Annotated in this window: 14 protein-coding genes and 1 pseudogene; 8 read left to right on the plus strand and 7 right to left on the minus strand. The window is 69.3% G+C overall.

Translation table 11 applies throughout. The annotated features are described in order from the left end of the window. Nucleotides 1-125: 125 nt before the first annotated feature. Nucleotides 126-821, minus strand: coding sequence for a TetR/AcrR family transcriptional regulator (locus tag BLW57_RS01805; RefSeq protein ID WP_093480456.1), 696 nt, complete (start codon nt 819-821; stop codon nt 126-128). Nucleotides 822-827: 6 nt separating this feature from the next. Here BLW57_RS01805 and BLW57_RS01810 point away from each other — a divergent pair, with 6 nt between their 5' ends. Further along, nucleotides 828-2,222, plus strand: a complete 1,395-nt coding sequence (locus BLW57_RS01810; RefSeq protein WP_093480457.1) for a serine hydrolase domain-containing protein — start codon at nt 828-830, stop codon at nt 2,220-2,222. Nucleotides 2,223-2,305: 83 nt separating this feature from the next. Here BLW57_RS01810 and BLW57_RS01815 read toward each other — a convergent pair whose 3' ends face one another. After that, complete coding sequence (locus BLW57_RS01815) at nt 2,306-3,154, minus strand: AraC family transcriptional regulator (RefSeq protein ID WP_093471639.1); 849 nt, start codon at nt 3,152-3,154, stop codon at nt 2,306-2,308. A gap of 77 nt (nt 3,155-3,231) precedes the next feature. Here BLW57_RS01815 and BLW57_RS01820 point away from each other — a divergent pair, with 77 nt between their 5' ends. Next, nucleotides 3,232-4,104, plus strand: a complete 873-nt coding sequence (locus tag BLW57_RS01820; protein WP_093471640.1) for an alpha/beta fold hydrolase — start codon at nt 3,232-3,234, stop codon at nt 4,102-4,104. Continuing rightward, nucleotides 4,101-5,429 (plus strand): FAD-dependent monooxygenase, encoded by a 1,329-nt coding sequence (locus tag BLW57_RS01825; RefSeq protein WP_256339337.1) that lies wholly within the window; start codon nt 4,101-4,103, stop codon nt 5,427-5,429. The genes BLW57_RS01820 and BLW57_RS01825 overlap by 4 nt, the downstream gene beginning before the upstream one ends. Nucleotides 5,430-5,637: 208 nt before the next feature. Here the strand turns inward: BLW57_RS01825 and BLW57_RS01830 are convergent. Then, nucleotides 5,638-6,286 (minus strand): annotated as a pseudogene (locus tag BLW57_RS01830) (class I SAM-dependent methyltransferase). 229 nt (nt 6,287-6,515) lie between these two features. Here BLW57_RS01830 and BLW57_RS01835 point away from each other — a divergent pair. After that, nucleotides 6,516-7,595: a hypothetical protein gene (locus BLW57_RS01835; RefSeq protein ID WP_093480459.1), complete on the plus strand. Its 1,080-nt coding sequence runs from the start codon at nt 6,516-6,518 to the stop codon at nt 7,593-7,595. 156 nt (nt 7,596-7,751) lie between these two features. Here BLW57_RS01835 and BLW57_RS01840 read toward each other — a convergent pair whose 3' ends face one another. Beyond that, entirely contained in the window at nt 7,752-8,294 is a 543-nt protein-coding gene (locus BLW57_RS01840) for a DUF4232 domain-containing protein (protein ID WP_093471642.1), read from the minus strand. 383 nt (nt 8,295-8,677) lie between these two features. Further along, the gene (locus BLW57_RS01845) at nt 8,678-9,196 is read right to left on the minus strand and encodes a 2'-5' RNA ligase family protein (RefSeq protein ID WP_093471643.1); all 519 of its coding nucleotides are present in this window, start codon (nt 9,194-9,196) and stop codon (nt 8,678-8,680) included. Nucleotides 9,197-9,275: 79 nt separating this feature from the next. On the opposite strand from BLW57_RS01845, the gene BLW57_RS01850 reads away from it, so the two are divergent. The 4 genes from BLW57_RS01850 (at nt 9,276) to BLW57_RS01865 (ending at nt 12,944) form a co-directional block, all read left to right on the plus strand. Next, a complete protein-coding gene (locus BLW57_RS01850) occupies nt 9,276-9,617 on the plus strand; it encodes a hypothetical protein (RefSeq protein WP_093471645.1) in 342 nt (113 codons plus the stop codon). A gap of 431 nt (nt 9,618-10,048) precedes the next feature. Beyond that, nucleotides 10,049-11,164 carry a hypothetical protein gene (locus tag BLW57_RS01855; protein ID WP_093471646.1) on the plus strand — a complete coding sequence of 372 codons (1,116 nt, stop codon included), beginning with the start codon at nt 10,049-10,051 and terminating at the stop codon, nt 11,162-11,164. A gap of 178 nt (nt 11,165-11,342) precedes the next feature. Then, a complete protein-coding gene (locus BLW57_RS01860; protein ID WP_093471648.1) occupies nt 11,343-12,326 on the plus strand; it encodes a phosphotransferase family protein in 984 nt (327 codons plus the stop codon). 78 nt (nt 12,327-12,404) lie between these two features. Further along, nucleotides 12,405-12,944: a GNAT family N-acetyltransferase gene (locus tag BLW57_RS01865; RefSeq protein ID WP_093471649.1), complete on the plus strand. Its 540-nt coding sequence runs from the start codon at nt 12,405-12,407 to the stop codon at nt 12,942-12,944. Between the two features lie 135 nt (nt 12,945-13,079). Here BLW57_RS01865 and BLW57_RS01870 read toward each other — a convergent pair whose 3' ends face one another. Together BLW57_RS01870 and BLW57_RS01875 are read right to left on the minus strand one after the other, a co-directional pair. Further along, entirely contained in the window at nt 13,080-13,616 is a 537-nt protein-coding gene (locus BLW57_RS01870) for a GNAT family N-acetyltransferase (protein ID WP_256339338.1), read from the minus strand. A gap of 176 nt (nt 13,617-13,792) precedes the next feature. Then, nucleotides 13,793-14,632: a GAF and ANTAR domain-containing protein gene (locus tag BLW57_RS01875; RefSeq protein WP_256339339.1), complete on the minus strand. Its 840-nt coding sequence runs from the start codon at nt 14,630-14,632 to the stop codon at nt 13,793-13,795. Nucleotides 14,633-14,700 lie beyond the last annotated feature (68 nt).

Below are 14,700 nucleotides of genomic sequence, written 5' to 3' on the forward strand. Positions count from 1 at the left end.
AGTGGATGCGGGCCGAAGTCCTCTACTAGCGCCTCTACATGGCCGGCCACGTCGCCAGTGACCTCACCGCGGGAACCCTCCTGGGCGACCCGATCGGCGACTACGCACTCGCCGTCAGCGGCCAATCACCCTTGCCGAGCGGCACCTTCCCCGGCGAGGCGGGTCTCGAAGCCGTCGAGGAGCGACTGGAGGCCGAACTCGAAGGTCCGGTCGGGCGCTGCGACGTACTCCGTGGCGGCTGCGGTGTCGAGGCGTTCCCGCAGACGCGGGAATCGCTTGGCGGTCTCGGTGGCGCGTGTCATGGCGTCGGCCATCAACTGCCCGGCGTCCGCGCCGTCCTTGCTCAGCCGGCGGTTGAGCGAGACCTGGGCGGCAGGCCCGAGCGCATTGCCGAGCACGAAGGTGAACACGGCGGCGGCCGCCCGGTCCGCGTCGTCCGCGGCGAAGCCCGCCTCTTCGTAGATGGCCAGACCGAGGTCGTTGTAGCGGGCCTGGCCGGGACCGTACAGAAGGTGGCTGCCGAACGCCTGCACGAGCCAGGGATGCCGGGTGAGCATCGCATGCATGGCCCCTGCATGGGCGGTGGCGGCAGCGCGCCAGCCGGTGGCACCGAGATCGGGCAGCTCGACCTCGCCCCAGATCGCGTCACCGGCGAGTCGGACCAGATCGTCCTTGGTCTTGATGTGCCAGTAGACGGCCGTGGCGGCCGAGCCGAGCCGTTTGGCCAGGCTCCGCATGTTGAGGCCGTCCAATCCCTCGTCATCGAGCAGCTCAATGGCCGCACGGACGATCCGGTCTGCGGTCAGGGTCTCGCGGGGCATGCACTCATCTTACTTGCACTTAGTTCAGGGAGCCTTGCACTTTGTTCAAGTCATGCCTACGAGGCCAATGCGCTCGGTGTCCCCGGTGTCGCCGTCGGGGTCCTCCACGGCGGTCAGGAGATCTTCGCCTCGCACGGCGTGACCAGCGTCCGCACCCCACTGCCGGTCGACGAGAACACGCTGTTCCCGCTGGCTTCGGTGTCCAAAACCTTCACGGCGACCGCGCTGATGCGCCTGGTCGCCGAAGGAAAGGTGGACCTTGACGCCCCGGTACGGACGTACGTGCCCGAACTGAAGCTCGCCGCCGAGGAGTCCGCGGCACGTATCACCGTTCTGAACCTGCTCAACCACACCGCGGGCCTGGAGTGGAACCTGATCGACGACGGCGAGGGCGACCGCTCCCTTGCCGGGCTCGTGGCAAAACTCCCACAACTGCCGCTGATCGCACCGCCCGGAGCCCGCGCCTCCTACAGCCAGGCCGGTTACAACCTGGCCGGCCGGATCATCGAGAAGGTCACGGGCCTGCCCTTCGAGCAGGCCATGGCCTCGCTCGTCCTCGAACCGGTCGGCCTCGCGGACACCGTGTACGGCCTCTCCGAGGTGATGGTCCGCAAGTTCGCCGTGGGCCACAACCGCGGGGAGGACGGCGCATTGCGCCCCGCCCGGCCCTGGGCGGCATTCAAGGAGGGCGCGCGCGGCGACAACCCGGGCGGGGGCCTCGCCTCCTCGGCGAGCGACCTTCTGCGCTGGGCACGGTTCCAACTCGGCGACGGTGGAGGCCTGCTGCCGGCCGCGGAGCTGCACCGCATGCGGGAGCAGACGGTACGGCTGCGCGCCAGCACACTGGGCGAAGGCTTCGGCATCTGCTGGTTCCTGCACGATCTGGACGGCCTGCCCGGGATCGGCCACGGCGGCTCGGGAAACGGCCAGTTCGCCGAGCTGCTGATCGTGCCCGACCGCGACTTCGCGGTGGTCTCCCTGGCCAACGCCGGCCCGGACGGCTACCCCTTCAACCAGTCCGTCGTTCGATGGGCCCTCGAGCACTACCTCGGCGTCATCGAGAAGGCGGTGGAGCCGGTTCCGTACGACGAGGGGCGAGCCCGGCAGGTCGCCGGCCGCTATGAGATCGACGCCATGAACCTCGACATCGCCGCCGACGGTACCCGGCTCACCCTGGCGGTCGGCATCAAGCCGGAGATCCGTAAGGCGTCGGACGAGGAGATGCCCCCGGACTACCCGGCCGCGGACATCGGCTTCCTCCCCGGCGACGGCGACGAGTACATCGTCACCGAGGGCGGCCTCGCAGGGCAGCGCGGCTACTTCTCCCGCGACGCCGAAGGCGCGATCACCGGTGTCGACCTCGCCGGCCGACTCTTCAACCGGGTCGCGGAAGCACCCTGATCGAACCCCGGCAGACAGCAGGGGGAGGCCACTGGCTGGACCGTGCCCCACCGGCTGTGACAAGCCCGTATCGCTCCGCCTGGTCACCGCCCAGGGGCTGCTCGGACGCCGGGCCACGCGATGTCGTCAACGGCGAGAAACGGCTCCCTTGCCACGACCGCAGGGGTCGCCCCGGTGAACTCCACGACCTCCCGGTGCAGATGGGACTGGTCGGCGTAGCCGGCGTCGGCCGCGACGCGGGCCACGCCTTCACCGGCGACCAGGCGGTGGGCGGCATGGTCGAAGCGGACCAGCTTAGCGGCGCGCTTGGGCGGCAGCCCGAGCTGCGACCGGAACCGGGACCACAACCGCTTACGACTCCAGCCGACCTCGGCCGCGAGGTCGTCGACCCGGGCCAGGCCGCGGCCGGCGACGATCCGGTGCCAGGCCCAGGCCACCTCCGGGTCCACCGGCGGGCCGTCCTCCTGCCGGCGAGCGAGCAGCGAGTCCGTCAAAGCGAAGCGATCCTGCCACGCGGAGACCTCCCCGAGTTGCTCGCGGATCCGGGAAGCAGCCCTGCCCCACAGGTCGTCCAGCGAAACGACGACACCGTCCAGTTCGGCCGGCGACGTGCCCAGGATCGCGCCTGCGATCACCGGGGACAGCCGCACCTGCACACACTCGACGTTCTCTCCCCGCGCACGGACGGCGCCCGCGGACCCGAGCCCCGGCCCGGCGACCACGCTTCCCAGCTGCTGCCGCCCGCCGGCACCGTCGATGACGGGCGAGCCGGCGCCGAAATCCAACAGCAACGTCACGGCCGGGTGCGGGACGATCCGGAGTGCTTGAAGGTCACGGACGTGGAATCCGGCCATGGTGACACCGTCCACTCGGCTGGGCCGTCGCGGGCTCTCGACACCCCACACAGCCGCACCGTGCACGAAGGTCCGCATGGTCCCATCGTAGGCGTGCCGGCTGAGGGGAACATTCGTCCAATCCAGCTGCGCGCACCGCCGGAGACAGTGGGCGCATGACTGTTTCTGACGGTTCGTACGCGAACGACGGTGCCGGCGTCGCCGAGGCCTCGCCACGGTCGGCCTTGACCCTGTCGCTGGAGGACGGCGACATCCATGTGTGCCAGGACGGTCCCCGTGACGCCCCCGCGCTCCTGCTCCTCCACGGTTCGGCGTCCTCGGGGCGCTCGTGGGGCCCGATGGTTCCGCTGTTGCGCGGATCCCACCGCGTCATCCGTATCGACCTGCTCGGGCACGGCCGGTCGGCCAAACCGGCCGACGGCAGCTACACGATCCCTGACCAGGCGCGACGCGCCGCCGCGGTACTGGACCGCCTCGGCATCGAGCACACGGTGGTCGTCGCTCACTCCAGCGGTGGCACGGTCGCCACCGCCCTCGCCGAACAGCGGTCCGAGCTCGTCACCGCGCTCGCACTCGTCAACACCGGCCCCAGCTTGGCCGCCTACCTCGCACCGGACTCCGCCGCGACCGGCTTCTTGCAGTGGCCGCCGACCGACGAACAGCTCCGGGAGCTGGCGAGCACCGGCTTCAGCCGAGCGGGCTATCAGGTACCGGAAGAGCTACTGGACGACGTCCGAAGCATGACCCACCACACGTTCATCGCGACGATGCAGGCCACCCGCTCCTACCTCGAGCAGCGCGCGCTGCCGGACCGGCTGGCGGTCCTGGGCAAACCGCTGTTGGTGATCTTCGGTGCAAACGACCGCAGATGGCGGTCCTCATCCGCCGGCGAGTACCGCGCTGTTGCGGGCGCCGAGGTCGCGTTGCTGCCCGGTCTCGGGCACTCGCCGATGCTCGAGGATCCACCACGAACGGCCACCCCGCTGCTGGCATTCGCCGCGAAACACGCCGTACCGGCGGACCGATGAAGAGGAGCCGCGCCCTGCGCGTACTGGTCTCCGGCGCCAGTGTCGCCGGCCCCGTGGTGGCCTACTGGCTCAGCAGGCAAGGCTTCGCCGTCACGGTCGTCGAGCACGCACCCGCCCTGCGCAGGACCGGTGGCCACGCGGTCGACCTGTTCCGGCCCGCGATGGACATCTCGCAGAAGATGGGAGTACTCCCGAAAATCGAGGAGCGGGCCACCACGACGAACCGTATGACCGTCCATCGGGAGGGCTCACGGCGTCCCGTCCGGGCGGACCTCTCCAAGATCTTCGGTGCCGCCTCCGACCGACACGTGGAGATCATGCGCGACGACCTCAGCGAGATCTACTACGACGCCGCACGCGACGACGTCGAGTACATATTCGGCGACACGATCACCTCGATCTCCCCCGACGGCGACGTGCGATTCGCGCACGCCGCGACGCGCCACGTCGACCTCGTCATCGGCGCGGACGGGTTGCACTCCAACGTGCGCCGTCTCGCCTTCGACAGAGAGTCCAGCTGCCACGACTTCATCGGTGCCTACTTCGGAGTGCTGACGCTGCCGAACGTCGCCGCGCTCGACGGCGAACTCCTCATGCACGTCGGCATCGGCCGCACCGCAGGCATGTACGGCGCGCGGCACCTCGGCGACGCGCGAGCGCTGTTCCTGTTCCGCAGCGAGCGTGAACTCGCCTACCACCGCCACGACGTGTCCCGTCAGAAGGAGTTGCTGCGCGACGCGTTCGCCGGCATGCACGTCCAGGTGGACCGCTGGCTGGACGAACTCGACCATGCCCCTGCCTTCTACTTCGACTCCATCACCCAGCTCCGTATGGACACTTGGTCCACGGGGCGGGTGACCCTCGTCGGCGACGCGGGCTACTGCCCCGGTCCGGCCGTCGGCGGCAGCACCAGCCTGGCCGTCGTCGGCGCGTACGTACTCGCCGGGGAGCTGGCACGGGCGGACGGCGACCACGGGCGTGCCTTTCCCGCGTACGAACGCGCGATGGCAGGGTACGTGCGCAACAGTCGCGAGGTCGCGCTGAGCGCGGCCAAGACCCTGATCCCCACCTCACATCTCGGCGTACGGGGGCTGGTTCAGGGCGCCCGCCTGATCTCCGCCCTGCCCGCCGGGCCCAGCCGCGCCCTCCTCCGCCTCACCACCAAGAGCGCCCGCCTCCACAACTCCGTGGTGGTCGACGAATATCCGGCGTCGACCACCGCGTCACGACGCCGCGCCGTCCTCGCGGGCGACGCCCCAGACGGGCTCGGAAGGGAACAGTCACCGCGTCCTGACCACCGAGGGTCGCTGTCAGAGGGCGGTTGACCACGGCGAGCGCGGCCTCCGACTTCGGCCACTGTGCGGTCAGGTACGGCGGTTGCCGGACGCGGCGGGGCACGGGGCAGAAGCCGTAGCGGATCGTGTGCCGAGGCAGGCAATGACACGGTCCGTTACGCGATGATCGGGCCGACTTCGGCTGGCGGAAACAACCAGTTGCACGAGACGGGGCCGACGGGCCGAAGGCACGAGCCCGTCAGGCCCTTTCGGGCTTGCGGGCCAGCAGGCAGACGTGCGGTCTCTTCACCCGGCCGCCGGGCTCCTGCTCCAGCCTCGCGGTGACGACGAGTCCGGCCTGCTCCATCAGGCCGACCATGCTGTCCGAGGGCAGCAGGTACGACTCGTAGGACACCGGGCGGCCATAGCCCTGGGTCGGCTGCAGCCGCTCATCGCCGACATGGTCTTCCCAGAGCAGGTAGCCGCCAGGTGCGAGCGTGCGATGGAACTCGGCGAACACCGCCGGCAGCCACTGTGGGGGTGTGTGGTGGGTGGAGTACCAGGCCAGGATGCCGCCGAGCTCGTCGTCCCTCATCTCCAGCGCGGTCATGGAGCCCTCCGTGAACCGTAGGTTCGGATAGGCGTGCCGGGCAAGTCCGATCATCTTCGGTGACAGATCGACTCCGAAGGCGGACACCCCCGGCCCGGCCAGGTGCGCCGTCACCCGGCCGGGGCCGCATCCCAGGTCCGCGACCGGCCGCGTCCGCACGAGCTCGGCGAACCCCGCCGGCATCGCGCGTGACAGCGGGTCCAACTCGGCGGGAGGCGGGACGCGTTCGACGTAATCGGCGTGCGGCGACCGTGTCGTACGACTCGCGCACGGCGGCCAGGAAGGAGGGCTCAGCCATGCGGGCGACCCTAGACCAGGGGACCGACAGGCCTTGTCACGACCTGACAGTTCACCCACCACCCCGGTAAGTCGGCGGCCGGCTCATGCGATCATGCGGGCGGCTCTCGATCGAACGGTGGACGGTCAACTGATCGGGCGGTCGCACGAATTGAGCCCTCGGAAGTCGAGCGGTCGAATGAGAACGGGAGTACGGCGTGAGCGGGGCCGAAGGACAGGACGGGTCGTCCGTGTCGGACGAGGAGTGGGAGCGGTTCCTCCGTGAATCGGCGACGGGGGCAGCCGGGGCCCCCGTGGAGCCGTCGGCACGTGACCGTGAGGCGCAGCGGCGCCTGCGGGAGCGCCCCGGGCAGCCTGAGGGCCGGCGTACGTACTCACCGGCCAGACCTCGACGCAGGACAGGCTGGTACGTGACCGGGCTGGTGGCGGCCGTGGTCCTCCTGGTCGTGGGGCTCTTCCCGCAGCAGGTCGTCGGCTGGTTCGGTGGCGGCGACAGCGGGCGGGACGGGACGCCGTTGGCCGGCGAGTCGGAAAGGCCGCGCAAGGCGCCCGGCTCCGAGCCGGATCTGCGCCCGACGCTCGCCGAGCCCTTCCGCGGTTCGCCTGCCGCCCGCTGGGCCGACGGCGCGGCAGGGATCACGGTGCCGCCGGCCAAGGCGACCGGCTGGATGGACGCCTCCCAGGTCGATCGGGCGCTGCGGCAGAGCCGGGACTTCCTGGCGGCTGCGGGGCTCGACTCCCGCGTGCTGCGCGGTGATCGGCCCACGAAGGCCATCGCGTTGTTGAACCCGCACCAGAAGGACGTCCAGGCGTATCTCCGTGCCGCCCTGTCGTCGGCGGCGCCCGCTCCCAAGACCGACCCGCTGCTGCTGTTCAGCCGCTTCCAGCCTCAGCGGACCCGACTGGTCGGCGACGTGGTCAAGACGCGCGGTCGGCTCACGTACCAGGAGGGGAAGCGCGGGGCGCTCGAGGTGACGGCCGACGTCACCTTCGTGTACCCGGTCACTCCGGCGGGCCACAGCGGGCGGGACGCGGAGGTCGTCCGCACGATCGTGCGGCGAAAGATAGTGATGAGCTGGGACGACCCGGCCAAGATCATCACTGAACCGGGCACGATGTCCCTCGTTCTGTACGAACTCGACATGACCAACGGCGGCTGCTCCGCCCCGTCCGGGTACTTCGTGCCGCCCTTCGGCACTGGCGACGAGGAGCCCACCGACGAGAGCCACACCGTTGATCCGTACGACCGCAGCAAGCCGATCGGCACGACGGCCACGGGCGAGGACTGCGCGACCGCCACCCGCTCCTGAAGCCGGCCGCACGTGGCAGGCCCGCGTCAGGGGCCTTGGGCCGGTCGGCCTGGGGCGCAAGCCGCCTCGCCGCGGGTCGGACGTGGCCACCGCACCACCCGGAGGGTATGCGGTGGCCGGCAGCGGCGCTGATGGAGCGCAGGCCCGGCCTGCTGGTTACAGGCCGACCGGGTTGACGTAGGTGCCCGGGTGGGTGGCACCGTCCTGCTTGAGGATCTGGCCGCCGAACGGCCACTTCAGAGCGAAGTGCTTCGTCTCGTTGGGCGGGGTGACCAGGAACTTCGCCGGAACGAACTTCTCCTTCTGCGGCGTGGACCTGGCCACCGGGAGCAGGTTGATGCTGAAGTCGACCGTGTCCCCGTGCCCCAGGACCATCTTCTCGGGCTTCTTGGCGGAGCGCACCAGCGACCAGGTGCTGTCGGTCTTCTGAGCACCGATCATGTCGACACCGGCGAAGCCGGACAGGGTGCAGCTGCGGTTGCTCTGGTTGGTGAACCAGATGAACGCCTGGGTCTGCTTCTTGGTCTGGTCCATCTCCGGCTTCGCGTCCTCCCCTGTCGCGAAGCCGGCCTTCAGGTCTGCGGTGTGGCAGCGGGTCGGCGCGGCCTTGGCGGGGGCGGCCGAGGCCGGCACGGCGGCAGCGGCGGTACCGGCGACGACGACGGCCGCAAGGGCCACGGCGGTCAGCTTGCTCTTCATGGAGTTTCAGGTTCCCCTCGTATACGAATCGGCGCGCGAGGTCAGCGCGCGCCTACGCACCTGAAGACGTGCAATACCTGGAGGACGTTCCGTGTGCCGGGCAACCACTTCCCGCGGCCAGGCTCCCAGTCCGCGTCTTCTGACGGCCGACCTGCTCTTGCCGGCCCCGGAGCCGGGCGTCGTCCACGGCGTTGCCCATGCTCACCGGGCCGTGGCTGCCGTCTGGGATCCAGGCCGGCACACACGCACGGACGCACGCGATGCAGAGGGAGCTGATGCGGTCGTTCCAGTAGGTGGGGACGTTCTCCATGTGGTTCGGGCCGGTGGAAATACCGCCCCGGATTCTGGTCCTCTCCTGCGATGCGGTCGCCGCCACGCCTCGGTCAGGTGAGGGGCTCGACGGTCCGCGCCGTCGAGTCATAGCTCCGGGCAGCGTCGAAGGTGCCGTCCCACTGCTGTGACAGTTCGGCGGGGAGCAGTTCATCCGGCCAGGAGACCGCACCGGACCGGGCCCGCGCCAGGCTGATGTGCGGGACCCAGTTGCCCGGCTCGTGCGGGCTTCCTTCTCCCGAGCCGCACCCGGCCAGCACTTCCCACACCTGCCGCTGCAAGGCCGCCAGCGCTGCGTCCGGCACCACGCGCCAGGCCAGGACCTTCACTCGCCCAGAGAAACGGATGACTCCCCGCAGGCTCAGCGGAAGGGGAAGCGCCGTAAGAGCCGCGCACAGTTCACGTCGTACGACCCATGGCAGCTCGGGCGATGTCGCGAGCGTCAAGTGCGGCCGGTTCGTCGGGTGCGGGTGAGCGGCCAGACTGGGCAGACCCGCGTCGGCAAGCCGCTGCCAGACGTGGCGCACCCGCTCCTCGGTCGAGGTGTCGGCCAACAGTTCTACGGTGTGCACCGAAGTAGCCTAAGAGCTGTCCCGCAAAAGCTGGTGGGGCCACGCAACGCGGACTTCGTGCCTGTGGCAGCCTGCCGTCATGCCGGCCGAGCTGCGTGAACATGCAGGGCGTCATTACGCCATCCAATTCCACTACGCCTTGCCCGACGATGCCTGGGCTGTGGAGCTGAGCGAGGCCGTGGCTGCGCCAGCTGCGTGGGCCGAGGATCCCAGCGCCGATAGGCACCTGCCTGGAGCAGCCTTCTTGGTGGCGTTCGTCCCTGACGAAGATCCGGACCTGGAACCGACTGTCCACATCCACAGCCATGATGAACACGTCATCCCCTACGAGATCATGCGCTGGTTCATGGAGCAGGTGGCCGGCCAGGTCGAACGCTGCCGCATCGCGTTCGAGCAAGACGGGCCGGAAGCGGTGGAATGATGTTGCCATGGCTGGTGTGGTCACGGCGTAGGAGGCTTCCTGCTCAGTCCAGTTCACCGGGCTGAGCTGCGGCAGTTCGGCAGGGTCGATGCCCCCCTCTGATGATGCCGCAGAGGTTGTTGGCCATGTCGGCCAGGCCGGTACCGAGCGGTCGGTCGCTGGAATCGACGACGAAGTCGTCGAACGCCCCTGACTGGCAGCATCACGGAGCTGCAGACAGTGCCTTCTTCGCAGACGTGGGACGGCAGGCGTCGCCAAGAAGCCACAGCGGTCCCGGCCCGTGTGCGACCGCCTGATTCGCGCGTGGCTCCACCGGAGTGCAACCTGTGCGGGAAGTGGGAATCGGCATCGTGGCGCACCCCTTGTCGGCCAGGGGTCGCACCGACCCACGGGCAATCAGCTCCGAATCGAGTTGGGGATAGGGTGATTCGATGCCACAGAAGCGCCCATCCTTGATCACTGAGGCGGCGGCTCTGGCCGTCGCCGGGGTCGGGCTCCACCGGTACGAGATGGGTCCGGCCGTGATCGGGGCGGGGGTGGATGCGACCGTCGTCATCGTCGAGTCCGGGGACGATCCAGGGGTCGGCGGTGTTCAGGACGCTACCAAGGTGCTTCTGCGAGGGGATGCCGTTCCGGCATTGCGCCCACGGCTCGAATTCCGGGCTCCCTGGCCCCTTCATGTCTTCGTCCGCCTGGACGGGGGCTGCCTTCCTCTGGGCACCGCACTGTGTCGGGGAGGGTCGTCGATACCTGCCCACCTCCCCTATGCTCTTCTGAAACTGGACAAGCCTCTGACCCGCGAGGTGTTGGACGCGGTGCGGCCCGTACCGGAACCCGGGCCGGTACCGGGGGTGGACTGGGTCGGCCACGTGGAATCAGATCCGATCCGCGCCCTGGAGGCTTTCGTGCTCGGCTGGTTTCCCGCCGAGGCAGCAGGATCGATCGGCGAAAGAACCAACGAGGGTGAGCAACCGGACGATCTGCCGGAGGCGTTGACAGCCTTTTACAGCGTGGCCCGCCGTCGCCCCGCTGTCCTCGGGTTCCGTAATCCGGTGCTGCAACAGCCTCAGCGGACGTCGGGCCCACTCGGCGGCCGACTGGTCTTCGCCGTAGATGCCGAAGGAATCCGGGACTGGTCCGTCGCTTGCCCGCCGAAGACCAAGACGTCGGGCGAAGACGATCCCCGTGTATGGCTCACCGAAGATCCCTCCACGGATGACCCGGAGACGAGCCCTGAGGAGGAACCGCTCAGTCGCTTCCTCCTGCAGTACACCCTCTATGAGGCCATGAACATTGCCCCCTACCAGGCACGGACCTACTGCATGCCGACCCCGTGCCTCGCCCCGCTGCGGAGCGTGTTGCGTCCGGTTCCCCTGAGCCCGTTCCTGCCGGCCTACACCGGTGAGCGGTTCTTCGCCGCACCTGGACTGCTCGCGGCGATCAGCAGCGACGAGAAGGAGGCCGTCGTCACCTTCGCCGCGCTCCATCGCGCCACTTTGACACCACTGCTCGCGCACGGGTACCGCTGGTTTCATTTCGACGGTTGAGACGCGAGTTCTGCCACCATCGCGGACACCTGTTCGTCAGGGGAATCGCGGCTGTGCCCACGGCGGTCTCGTCGCGTGCGCCGTACCCGAACTGCCCATGAGGGTTGTCCGCCAGCCGAAGGTTTGCGCACCGCAGCCGGCTGCCTGCGGCGGGCCAAGGGGCCGCTAGCCTGCCTCCATGGTCACGGGCGAGGACGCTGAGCACATCGGAACCGATCTTGCGGCAAAGCGCTGGGATGCGACCCGCGCGTGGGCGGAGAAGCAGCTCGTCGAGGGCGAACACATCGAGGCAGTCGTACGATTGCGTGGCGGCTGGACGTCGGAGATGCGCAGATTGGACGTCCGCGGGCCTGGCGGTCGACGCTCGCTGGTCCTCCGGTCGTTCATCAGGCCCTTCTTCGTTCGCCACGCCGAGGGCCTGCTGACCCGCGAGGCAGCCGTGCTGCGCCTGCTCGACGGTACGGACATCCCCGCGGCCAGACTCGTGTCCGTGGACGCGGCAGCCGAGTACTGCGATCACCCCTCCTTGCTGATGTCCCGGTTGCCGGGGACTCTGCGCCTGGGCGATGAAGATGCGGAGCAGCTTGCGGAGTTGCTTGCCCGACAGTTGCTGCGCATCCACCGGCTGCCGGTGACCGTCGACACCAGGCCCCGTGACTATCAGGCGTGGACCTCTCCTGAGCGTGTGAGGCCGCCTGCATACACAGCGCAGCCCAGGCTGTGGCAGCGGGCCGTGGACGTGATCCGCCGCGAGCCACCGCAATACCGGGCCTGCTTCCTGCACCGGGACTTCCACCCCGGAAACGTCCTCTTCACAGGGGACGGTGACGGCTTGAGGGTCAGCGGCGTCGTCGACTGGGTGGAGACCTCGTGGGGACCGGCCGACCTGGACGTGGCCCACTGCTCGACCGCCCTGGCTCTCCTCCACGGGGTTTCCGCGGGCATGCAGTTCGCCGACCGCTACCTTGCGGCGGGTGGAACGCTGACCGACGACCCCGTCGACCATCTCTACTGGCGGCTGTTGGACGCCTTGGCCTTCGCTCCGGACGCCGAGAAGGTCGCCGCCCCTTGGCGCGAAGTGGGCCGTGCCGATCTGACCCCGACCCTGCTCACCCGGCGGCTTGAGGGATATACGAGGGCCCTTCTCGATCGCTACGCCTGAAGCCGTAGCCGTATAGCCGTACGGGCGACTTCGCATGGAGTGCGGGGAGGAGGATCGACCACCTGCTAGCGTGCGCGCATGGACGACCTGGGACTCGTGGCGTGGCCGCCTGCGCCGATCAGGACCGGGCGGCTCGTCCTCCGTGAGCCGGAGGCGGGGGACCGTGCGGTGTTCATCGAGCTGCTCTCTTCACCAGAGGTGAACACCTACCTCGGCGGCCCCCGCCGGCGTGACGAGCTTGAGCGCGAGACGCCTGAGGTGCCCGAGCGGTGGCCCGGGAGTTTCGTCGTGGATCTCGACGGGGCGATGATCGGCCAGATCCTGCTCAGGAGAGCGACCGGGCACCGTCGTCCGGCTGCCGTGGGGAAGGCCGATCTCGGTTACCTGTTCCTGCCCCAGGCTTGGGGATTCGGGTACGCCGCCGAGGCCTGCGCGGCAGCACTCGGCTGGTTCGACGGCGTCCTTCCCGGCGAGCCGGTGGTACTCACCACCCAGACCGCCAACGTCGGCTCGATGCGCCTCGCGGCGACGCTGGGGTTCACGGAGGTGGAGCGGTTCGAGGCATGGGGCGCCGAGCAGTGGCTCGGCATGTGGTCCCCGGGCGCACCGTCCAGTTGATCGCCGTCGACCGATGCCTACGTCGGCCGCCGGTGACACCTCGACCGGTAGTCCGACCATCAGCGTGCGCCTCACGTGCCATCAGTCAGCAACCGCGAGCCGAGCGGCCCATGCCGAGCAGATGCTGCGACAGCTCTATGCGGGTGAACCGCCGGACCGCTCCGCACGGAGCATGGAGTAGATCACTTGATCGTGCCACTGCCCGCCGCGCCACTGCGCGGAGCGCAGCACGCCCTCCCTGACGAAACCCGCCTTCTCCAGCGCACGCTGCTCGGCGAGGTTGGCACGGTCCGTCCAGGCTTGGAGCCGTTCTGCCCTGGTGTGGTCGAAGAGGTACTCGGCCAGCAGCCGCTGAGCCTGCGTGCCTATGCCGCGGCCGTGCGCGGCGGGCACCAGGCCGATCGCCAGGGTCCAGCAGGTGGAGGTGGCCGGCCGCCCCCAGGTGCTGGCGAACCATTCCACCCGCCCCACGGTCCGGCCCGCCTCCGCTACGCAGAGCACGCCGCCGTCGGGCCTGAGCAGGCCGGTATCGGCGAACTCCCGCCGCAGGCCGGCCGGTGAACCGAAGCCGAACCACTGGTAGGGGCCGACCCCCTCGGGCCCGTTGAACTCACGCTCGAACAAGTCGAGGTCGTCGGCTGTCACCGGACGCAGCGTGATCTTGTCGGACATGGAACGCCTCCTGCTCCTCATGACCCCACGGCTCGACCCCGTACGGCCGGTGTGGGCAACGGCGCCTGACTCTTCCACACACCTGGCCAAGCCCACGCGGGGTGCCGCGAGTTCGGGCCCGGAAACGATCACCGAAAGGCCGTCGAAGGCCGCCGGCGGTCCGGGTGCCTGCCCCGTCAGGCCCGGCTGGTCGCCCTGGCGTGGAGATGGTTGAGGGCGGTCACGACTGCGGTGTTGCGATACCACAGCAGCCACCTGCCGACCTGACTGCCGAGTTCCTGCAGCACCGTGAGTTGGGCGGGTGCCAGGTCGTGCAAGGGCTGCTCGTGATGGGAGGAGATCATCCCGATCACGGTGCCGTCCGGCCGGAACAGAGGGACACTGTGACAGGCGCGGCTACCCGTCTGGAGAATCACCTGCCGGGAACCGTCGTCGAAGCTGTCCGAGGCGGCGACGTCCTTGACGGTCACCTGACGGCGGTCGAGCGCCGCCTGAGCACACGAGGTCGTCGATGCTCCTACGAAGGCGAAGTAGTCGCTGAAGCGCCGGTTCACTCCGACATGCTTCTCCATGCGCAGCATCCCGTTCTCCACCAGCTGCACATTGCCCATGCGGGCGCCGGTCACGCTCAGCGTCCTGCGCAGCGCAGCGGTGAGAACGGCGCCCGGATTGTCGAACTTGGCTCCGACCGCTCGAAGGGCCGGCACCGACGGTGCGGCGATGCCCTCAGTGCTCGGCACCCATTTGGCAGCGTCCGGCTTCGGAGCAGGCAGCTGCACGGCGACGTCGGCCAGGGTGTGCAGCTTGATGTTGAACTTCTGGGACGAGCTACGGAGCAGATCGAACGCCTCCCGCTTCGAGGACAGTCTGAAGTGCTTCACGAGCAACTTCTCGGCACGGGCGACGCCGGCGTGAGCCAGCCGACGATTGCGCTCATCGACTTCCTGCCCCGCGTCGTGTTGCAGCTCAGTCTCTGCGACAGCCAGCGGGGCGGGCGCCTGCGGTTGTTCGGTCACTGACGGGCCTCCAAATCGGGAAAACACCCGTACGCCAGCACGCGGCTGCGTCCGCGCACGAGCGGAAG

This window comes from Streptomyces sp. 1222.5 (assembly GCF_900105245.1).
GTDB classification, from domain to species: domain Bacteria; phylum Actinomycetota; class Actinomycetes; order Streptomycetales; family Streptomycetaceae; genus Streptomyces; species Streptomyces albidocamelliae.